The organism is Janthinobacterium rivuli (assembly GCF_009208735.1).
Classification (GTDB): Bacteria; Pseudomonadota; Gammaproteobacteria; order Burkholderiales; family Burkholderiaceae_D; genus Janthinobacterium.
On the sequence record NZ_WFLJ01000023.1, the window covers coordinates 102,944 to 112,178 of the forward strand.

Below are 9,235 nucleotides of genomic sequence, written 5' to 3' on the forward strand. Positions count from 1 at the left end.
AATAACAGTCAACGGGCCGACCGGAGAAGCGCCGCCACCATGTTCAATTTCCAACGCTCCAGCATCAGCCAGAAGCTGACCATGATTTCGGTACTGTCGTCGGGCTGCGCGCTGCTGCTGGTGTTCGTGGCGTTCGCGCTGACGTCCGTGCTCAGCCACAAGAACGACGAGGGCAAGCAATTGCTGTCCCTGGCGGGCGTGATCGGTGCGGCCAGCGCGGCGCCCATGCTGATAGGCAAGCCGGCGCAGGCGGAACAGGTGCTGGCCGCGCTGGCCGCGCGCGACGAGGTGGCCCAGGCGGCCCTGTTCGACAAGGGCGGGCGGCTGTTCGCCCTATACCGCGCGCCGCAGCATGCGGACGGCCTGGCGGCGCCGGAAGACATGGACCCGGCCCTGCTGGCCGACATGGCCGTGCAACCGGTCACGCAAGGCGCGGGCACGACCCTGGCGCCGGCCATGCGCCTGTACCACCCCGTCTACCGGCCAGGCGAGCCGCAACAGATCATCGGCGCCGTGCTGATCGAGGCGGACCTGAACCACATGTGGCGCGACATCGGCCGCCACGTGGGCGCCATCGGCGGCGCCACCGTGCTGTCCTTCCTGATCGCCGTGTTCCTCGCGCGGCGCTTCAAGAGCGTGATCGCCGAACCGATCACCAAGCTGATCGACACGGCGCAAAAAGTGTCGAGCAGCCAGACCTACAGCCACCGCATCGCGCACCAGCGCAGCGACGAGCTGGGCGTGCTGATCGACAGTTTCAACGACATGCTGGCGCAGATCGACAGCCGCGACAGCACCCTGGCCAATTACCGCGACCAGCTCGAGCGCCAGGTGGGCGTGCGCACGGCGCAGCTGGAGAAGGCCAAGGATGCGGCCGAGGCGGCCAGCCAGGCGAAAAGCGCGTTCCTTGCCACCATGAGCCATGAAATCCGCACGCCCATGAATGGCGTGCTGGGCATGACGGAGCTGCTGCTGGCCAGCCCTTTGAGCCCGCAGCAGCGCCACTACACGAGCATGGTGCAGCGCTCGGGACAGAATCTGCTGGTGATCATCAACGACATCCTCGACTTTTCCAAGATCGAGGCGGGCAAGCTGAGCGTGGAATACATCCGCTTCAATTTCCGCGAACTGCTCGACGATATCGAGCACGTCTTCGCGCCGCAGGCGGAGGCGAAAAACATCAGCCTGGAATTCGATATCGCCTACGACATCCCCATCGCCATCTGCGGCGACCCGAACCGTTTGCGCCAGATCATCGTCAACCTGCTGGGCAACGCCATCAAGTTCACGGAAACGGGCAAGGTCACCGTGAAAGTGACCGTGTGCAGCGAGGATGCGCCCAGCGTGGGCTTGCGCTTCGAGGTGCACGACACGGGCATCGGCGTGTCCAGCGAGGCGCAGAGCCGCATCTTCGAATCGTTTTCGCAGGCCGACGGCTCGACCACGCGCAAGCACGGCGGCACGGGCCTGGGATTGACGATCTCGAAGCAGCTGGTGGAGCTGATGGGCGGCACTATCGGCGTTGATAATGCTTTAACGCAAGGATCGATCTTCTGGTTCGAAGTAAATTTCGATAAGCGGCGGGTCGACAGCGATGATCCGTCCTTCAACCTGAAAACCACGCGAGGGTTACGCGCCTTGATCGTCGACCACACACCCGCCACGCGCGCCGTGCTGGAGCGGCAATTGGCCAGCTGGCACATCGTCAGCGACAGCGCCGGCACGGCCAGCGACTGCCTGGGCAAGCTGCGCGCGGCCGCCCAGGCGGGCACGCCGTATGGCGTGGCCCTGCTCGACATGGAATTGCCGCGCACCAGCGGCCTGGCCCTGGCCGCCACCATCAAGAGCGATCCGCTGCTGGCCGATCTCAAGCTTTTGCTGCTGAGCACGGAACAGGCGGCGGCCGACCCCGTGCAGCGGCGCGAGGCGGGCGTGGCCTTCCAGCTGATCAAGCCGGCCCGCGAATGCGACCTGTTCGATTGCATCGTCACGCCGCCGCGCGCCAGCGACAGCCTGCGCATCCACCCGCCGCACACGGCGCGCCAGGTGGGCCGGCGCCAGCGCCGCCGCGTGCTGCTGGCCGAGGACAATCCCGTCAACGTGGAAGTGGCGCTGGCCATGCTCGACAGCCTGGGCCTGGACGTGGTCTGCGCGCACAACGGCGAAGAGGCCTTGCAGGCGGCGCAGGCCGAGGATTTCGATCTGATCCTGATGGATTGCCAGATGCCCGTGATGGATGGCTTTGCCGCCACGGCGGAAATCCGCCGCCACGAACAGCAGTGCGGCCACGCGCGCGTGCTGCCCATCGTCGCCATCACGGCCAATGCGCTGCAGGGCGACCGCGAGGCATGCCTGGCGGCCGGCATGGACGATTACCTGAGTAAACCTTTTACGCAGCAAGACCTGGGCCACACGATCGCCCGCTGGATCACCTTGCCGCGCGCGGCCACCGTGCACCACAGCGAGGCGCCGCAGGCACAAGCACCGCAGCAGGTGCCGCCCGAAGCGCCGGCGCCTGCATCCCCGCCAGCGGCCCAGCCGCTGAACCGGCAGGCGCTGGAAAACATCCGCGCCCTGTCCGGCACGGATGGCGATGCGCTGCTCGAGCGGGTCATCCAGGCCTTCGTCGGCGAAACGCCGCGCCAATTGATCGCCATGCGCGAAGCGATCGCCGGCGCGGATGCCGAAGCGCTGCGCAAGGTGGCGCACAGCCTCAAGTCGGGCAGCGCCAACGTGGGCGCCGACGGCCTGGCGCAACTGTGCAAGGAGATGGAAAAACTGGGCCGCGCCGGCAGCACCGAGGGCGCGGCTCCCCTGCTGCAGCAGATGCAGCAAGCCTTCCTGGCCGTACGCGAATCGCTGAACGCCATCCTCGTGAAGGAACACTGACATGACAGCGCCCCTCTCCCCTCCCCGCGGCCTGGTGCTGGTGGCCGACGACGATCCCGTGATGCGCCTGCTGATGCGGCAAATGCTCACGCAGGTGGGCCTGGACGTGATCGAGGCCGAGGATGGCGTGCAGGCGCTGGCCAGCTACAAGCACAGCGGGCCGGACCTGGTCATGCTCGACGTCGACATGCCGGCCATGGACGGCTTTGCCGTGTGCCGCGAAATCCGCCACCAGGAAGTGGGCGGCACGGTGCCCATCATCATGGTCACGGGCGGCGACGAACTGGAAGCCGTCACGCGCGCCTACGAGGTGGGCGCGACGGATTTCATTTCCAAGCCCATCAACTGGCCCATCCTGGGTCACCGCGTGCTGTACGTGCTGCGCGCCAGCGACGCCATCGCCCGCCTGCGCATCGCCGACGCGCACAACCGCGCCGTGCTGGCCGCCATCCCCGACACCTTCTTTCGCCTCAACCGCGAAGGCTTTTATCTCGACTACGAACAGGGGCACGACGCCAGCGCCGGCTTTTCCCTCAGCGACTGCGTGGGTAGCCATATCCGCGACGTGCTGCCGCCCGAAATCGCCGCGCGCCTGCTCGACAAGGCGCGCGCCGTGCTGACCACGCAGCATATCGGTTCGGTCGACTACACGCTCACGCACGAGGACAGCACGCGCCATTTCGAGGCGCGCCTGGTGGCGACGGGCGCCGACGAGGTGCTGGGCCTGGTGCGCGACATCAGCGAGCGCAAGCGCACGGAAGAGCAGATCCGCCGCCTCGCCTACTGCGACAGCCTGACGGGCATCCCCAACCGCCAGGCCTTCCTGGAAACCCTGGAACGCGAACTGCTGCGCTCGAAAGAACACGACAAGAAATTTGCCGTGCTGTTCATGGACCTCGACGCCTTCAAGCGCATCAACGACACCCTGGGCCACGACGTGGGCGACCATCTGCTCAAGGTGGTGTCCGAGCGCCTGCGCGAAACCATCCGCCCCAGCGACCTCGTGCTGCGCGGCGAATACGAGCTCGATGGCGTCTCCGGCGGCAGCAACCTGGCGCGCCTGGGCGGCGATGAATTCACGATATTGATTCCCGACCTCGAACGGGTGGAAGACGCGCTGAACGTGGCGCACCGGGTCAAGGAAGCCATGCGCCGGCCTTTCATGATCGAGGGACACGAAATTTTTGTGACGGCCAGCATCGGCATCTCGCTGTATCCGGAAGACGGCGAAGACTGCAACTCGCTGCTGAAGTATGCGGACACGGCCATGTACCACGCGAAGAACTGCGGCAAGAACAACGCCAAGCTGTACAGCTCTTCGCTGACGATGGAAATCATGAGCCACGTCAAGATGGAAGTGGGCTTGCGCAAAGCCTTGCAAAACAACGAGCTGTACCTGCTGTACCAGCCGCAGATCGACGTGCCCAGCACGCAGATCGTCGGCGTCGAAGCGCTGGTGCGCTGGCGCCATCCCGAACGGGGCATCATCTCGCCCACGGAATTCATCCCGCTGGCCGAAGAGACGGGATTGATCGTGCCCATCGGCGAATGGGTGCTGCGCACGGCGTGCAACCAGGCCAAGGCCTGGCAAAGCGACGGCGGTCGGGCCATCCGCATGGCCGTGAACCTGTCGGCCAAGCAATTCAAGGATGAAAACCTGATGCAGATCGTGCTGTCGGCCCTGGCCGACACGGGCCTGGACGCGCGCCTGCTGGAACTGGAATTGACGGAAGGCACCTTGATGGACGATGCGCGCGCCACCATGGTGACCCTGGAGCAATTGCGCGGCATCGGCGTGTACCTGTCGATCGACGACTTCGGCACGGGATATTCTTCAATGAATTACCTGAAACGCTTCGACGTGCGGGCCCTGAAGATCGACAAGAGTTTCATCGCCGGCTTGCCGCAAGATACGGAAAACGCGGCCATCACGCGCGCCATCATCGCCATGGCGCATGGTTTGAAAATGGTGGTGGTGGCCGAGGGGGTGGAAACGGACGAGCAACTGCTGATGCTGGAGGAATACGGCTGCGACATGGCGCAGGGATACTTCCTGGGCCACCCGTCGCCGCACGACACGATCACGGCCATGCTGGCCAGGCAAAGGGACCAGCTGGCCAGCCTGGAAGCTAGAGCACTTCGAAGGCAAGGATTTGCGTGACTTGCTGCGGATTAAAATTATCGTCGGAAATCATCACCAGGCTGCGGCGGCCGTTTTCCAGGCGCGGCCCCCAGCTGATGCCTTCGATGTTGTCGACCCGTGCCAGGCCGCTCTTTTCCAGGTCCAGCAGCAGTCGCTTGCGCGCCGGCACATACGCCGCGCCGGCCAGCGCCGGCATGGCCTGGATATCGGTGGCGCCAGCCGTGTCCATCGCGTAGATGCGCACGTGATTCGTGTAGATGCCGTCGGCGTTTGCCACGCCGGCCCGCTCCACCACCAGCACCTGATGGTCGTTGACGGCGAGGATTTCCGACACGCCATTGTCCGCCTCGCGCCCCGGCGCGGGCCGCGAGGCCACCGGCTCGATCGCATACGCATACTGGCCCAGCACGGCACCGGCGCGATCCAGGCGCGTGATGCGCACCACCGAGCCGTTATCGGGCGTGGCCAGCGGGCCATCCTGGTACAGGGCCGCTTCCATGCCCAGCCACAAGCTCTTGCCATCCGAGGCAAACGACAGCGCTTCAAAGCTCATGTTGTTGCGCGAACCGGTTTCGTTCTTCGAGACCTGGAACATGGCGGGCGTGGGCAAGGTGGCCAGGTAACGGCCGCCGCTATCGGCGTGGCGCACGAACGGATGCAAGCCCACCTTGCGGTTGCCTTCGCTGCCGTACCACAGGCTGCCATCGTGCGGATCGACGCGGATGGTTTCGATGTCGGGCACCTGGTCACCCTGGTCCAGCTTGGCATGCGCCAGGTTCGGATAGCGGCTGCCGTCGGGCTGCGTGAAGAAATGCACGCTTTTCAATGTCACGCCGGAGAATTGTTTACTGTCGTAATCGAGCGTGGCGCGGTAGAAACGGGCCGGATTGATTTCCGAACGGTCATCGCTTTCCATCACCCAAGTGCCGCTGGCCGCATCGTAATCGATGCCGGACAGGCCGCCCACCGTCGTGCCCTCGAACGCGTATTTCAAGGCGATGCGCTGTTCGCCGATCAGGCGCAGGCCGGCGATCGGCGCGTCGTGGGGGAAGCTGGCGCAGCCGGAGAGAAGAACAGCGGCGGACGCCAGGGCAAGCGCGGCGCGGAACAATGGAAGCATGATCGGTATCAAATAAGTCGGGAAGCAAATTCCGGGGTCAGATCCGCCGGGTCTGACCCCGGCTTTGGTTCTGCGGGTTAATAGCGAATTACACCACGCCATCGGCCTTCAGCCGCGCGATGGCGGCAGCGTCAAACCCCAGCGACGCCAGCACCTCGTCATTGTGCTGGCCCAGGGTCGGCCCCAGCCACTGGGTCTTGCCTGGCGTGGCCGACAGTTTCGGGCTGATGGCGGGCAATTTGACGGGTGTGCCGTCGGCGAAATGGTGTTGTTCGAACATGTCGCGGGCGAGAAATTGCGGGTCGCTCAGCATGTCGCGCACGGAGTATATCTTGCCGGCGGGGACGTCCGCCGCCTTGAGCACGGCCAGCGCGCTGTCGATCGTGTGCGTGGCGCACCAGGCGCCGATGGCGTCATCGATTTCCTGCGTGCGCGCCACGCGGCCGTCGTTGCGCGCCAGTTGCGGGTCGCCCGCCATGTCGATGCGGCCCATGGCCAGCATCAAGCGCTTGAAGATGGCGTCGCCGTTGCCGGCAATCACAATATTTTCGCCGTCGCCCGTCGTGTAGGTATTCGAAGGCACGATACCGGGCAAGGAACCGCCCGTGCGCTCGCGCACCACGCCCGCCTGGTCATATTCGGGCACCAGTGACTCCATCAGGTTGAACACGGATTCGTACAGGGCCACGTCGACCATCTGCCCTTCGCCGTGCTCGCGTCCGCCCGTCACGTCGCGGTGGCGCAAGGCCATCATGGCGCCGATCACGCCGTGCAGGGCCGCCACGGAGTCGCCGATCGACACGCCCACGCGCACGGGCGGGCGGTCGGCAAAGCCGGACACATAGCGCAAGCCGCCCATCGATTCGCCGATGGCGCCGAAGCCGGGCAAATCCTTCATCGGCCCCGTCTGGCCAAAGCCGGACAGGCGCACCATGATGAGGGACGGTTTGATTTGCTTGAGCTGTTCGTAGCCGAGCTCCCACTTTTCCAGCACGCCGGGGCGGTAATTCTCGATAATGATGTCCGCTTCCAGGGCCAGCTGGCGCGCAATCGCCCGGCCTTCCGGCGACTTCAGGTTCAGCGTTAAACTTTTTTTGTTACGCGCCTGCACCGACCACCACAGCGAGGTGCCATCCTTCAGCACCCGCCAGGTACGGATCGGGTCGCCACCATCGGGCGACTCGATCTTGATCACGTCGGCGCCGAATTCGGCCAGCATGCGGGCGCAGAACGGCCCCGCGATCAGGGTGCCCAGTTCCAGGACTTTGATGCCCGCTAAAGGTCCTGCCGACGTTTTCTCTTGCATGATTTAGGTTGCCCTGCGGTCGAGCATCGCGCGGGCGATCGTGCCCGCGTCGACGTATTCCAGTTCGCCGCCCACGGGCACGCCGCGGGCCAGGCGGCTCACGCGCAAGCCCCGCGCCTTCAGCATTTCGCTGATGTAATGGGCGGTCGCTTCGCCTTCATTCGTGAAATTGGTGGCCAGCACCACTTCGCCGACCACGCCATCGTTGGCGCGGTTCAGCAATTTTTCGAGGTGGATATCTTTCGGGCCGATGCCGTCCAGCGGAGAGAGTCGTCCCATGAGGACGAAATACAGGCCCTTGTAGGTGAGCGTTTGCTCGATCATCAGCTGGTCGGCGGGCGTTTCCACCACGCACAGCAAGCGCTTGTCGCGCTCTTCGTCGAGACAGGTCTCGCATACTTCGTGTTCGGTAAAGGTATTGCACAGGCCGCAGTGATGCACGGCATCGACGGCCTGGAACAGGGCGCGCGACAGCATGGCCGCGCCTTCCCTATCGTGCTGCAACAAATGAAACGCCATCCGCTGCGCCGACTTGGGACCGACGCCGGGCAGGCGCCGCAGCGCCTCGGTCAAAAATTCAAGCGACTTGGACATGGATCAACCCTGCCCCGTGCCACAGATCGAGCGCATGCGGTGTAGCATCAGAATGGCATTTTGAAGCCGGCTGGCAAGTTCATGCCGCCAGTCAAGCCTGCCATTTTTTCCGCGGACGTCGCTTCCGCCTTGCGCACGGCGTCGTTGAAGGCGGCGGCCACCAGGTCTTCCAGCATGTCCTTGTCGTCGGCCAGCAGCGACGGGTCGATGGACACGCGCTTGACGTCGTTCTTGCACGTCATGACGATCTTGACGAGGCCGGCGCCGGACTGGCCTTCCACTTCCACCAGCGCCAGTTGTTCCTGGGCCTTTTTCATGTTGTCTTGCATTGCTTGCGCCTGTTTCATCAGGCCAGCCAGTTGATTTTTCATCATGAGAATGCTCCGTTCAATTCAGTTTGTGAGTGTGTTAATCATCAATGCAGGGTCGGCGCGCCGGAGCCGGCCGGTGCAGGGGTAATCGTTCCCGGCACAACAAAAGCGTCGAAGGCCCGCTTCATGTCGAGCACGAAGGGATCGCTGGCGATGGTGGCTTCCGCTTGCAGCTGGCATGCCTCGCGGTGCGCCTGCGCTTCCGCGCTGGCCGTGTACCAGACGGCGCCCAGTTCCGTGTCGACCGAAACCTTGCGGCCGAAGCGTTCGCTCAGCGCAGCCGCCAGTTTTTCCACGTTGGCCGGACTGCGCCACGTGTCGATCGGCACGCGCAGGCGGAACGTGGTGCTGTGGCCGTCGTGCAGGCATTCGATCAGCTCGGCCTGCACGGCCAGTTGCTGGGCCACGCCGCGCAAAGGCAGCACGGCGGCGACGGCCGGCCAGTTGCCGTCCCAGTCCAGGCCCGGCACGGGCGTGATCACATACGGCCCGCTGGGCGCGGCTTGCTTGGCGGCACGTTGCGGCATGACGACGGCGGGCTGCTCGCCGGGTGCATTGCCGGGTACAGCGACGGCGGCGGAGGCGCTGTCGTCGGAAAATTCGGTGACCCACGGCGGCAAGTCGTCATCCTGCTGCTGCGCTTGCGGCGGCGCGGCAGGATGCGCCTGCTGCACGGGCGCTGGCGCTTCCATCACGGCCACGGGTGGCGCATCGTCCCATGGCGCCGGCGCTTTGGCGGCGGCGGCCGGTGGCGGAGCAGCCTGGACTGGCGCGGACGGGGCTGGCGTGGCGACGGCCGCGGCCGGTGCCGG

Annotated in this window: 6 protein-coding genes and 1 pseudogene; 2 read left to right on the plus strand and 5 right to left on the minus strand. The window is 65.1% G+C overall.

Annotation, left to right across the window (positions count from 1 at the left end):
* Positions 1 to 39: 39 nt before the first annotated feature.
* Complete coding sequence (locus tag GCN78_RS25815; protein ID WP_152254265.1) at positions 40 to 2,889, plus strand: response regulator; 2,850 nt, start codon at positions 40 to 42, stop codon at positions 2,887 to 2,889.
* A gap of 1 nt (position 2,890) precedes the next feature.
* Complete coding sequence (locus tag GCN78_RS25820) at positions 2,891 to 5,050, plus strand: putative bifunctional diguanylate cyclase/phosphodiesterase (protein ID WP_152254266.1); 2,160 nt, start codon at positions 2,891 to 2,893, stop codon at positions 5,048 to 5,050.
* Here GCN78_RS25820 and GCN78_RS25825 read toward each other — a convergent pair.
* The 5 genes and pseudogenes from GCN78_RS25825 to GCN78_RS25845 all read right to left on the minus strand — a co-directional run.
* Positions 5,019 to 6,152 carry an esterase-like activity of phytase family protein gene (locus tag GCN78_RS25825; protein WP_152254267.1) on the minus strand — a complete coding sequence of 378 codons (1,134 nt, stop codon included), beginning with the start codon at positions 6,150 to 6,152 and terminating at the stop codon, positions 5,019 to 5,021. The genes GCN78_RS25820 and GCN78_RS25825 overlap by 32 nt on opposite strands.
* 88 nt (positions 6,153 to 6,240) lie before the next feature.
* Entirely contained in the window at positions 6,241 to 7,458 is a 1,218-nt protein-coding gene (locus tag GCN78_RS25830) for a CaiB/BaiF CoA transferase family protein (RefSeq protein WP_152254268.1), read from the minus strand.
* 3 nt (positions 7,459 to 7,461) lie between these two features.
* Positions 7,462 to 8,052: a recombination mediator RecR gene (recR, locus tag GCN78_RS25835; protein WP_034786598.1), complete on the minus strand. Its 591-nt coding sequence runs from the start codon at positions 8,050 to 8,052 to the stop codon at positions 7,462 to 7,464.
* 47 nt (positions 8,053 to 8,099) lie between these two features.
* Positions 8,100 to 8,426 carry a YbaB/EbfC family nucleoid-associated protein gene (locus GCN78_RS25840; protein WP_034759121.1) on the minus strand — a complete coding sequence of 109 codons (327 nt, stop codon included), beginning with the start codon at positions 8,424 to 8,426 and terminating at the stop codon, positions 8,100 to 8,102.
* 41 nt (positions 8,427 to 8,467) lie between these two features.
* A pseudogene (locus GCN78_RS25845) lies at positions 8,468 to 9,235 on the minus strand (DNA polymerase III subunit gamma/tau); the annotation flags it as partial.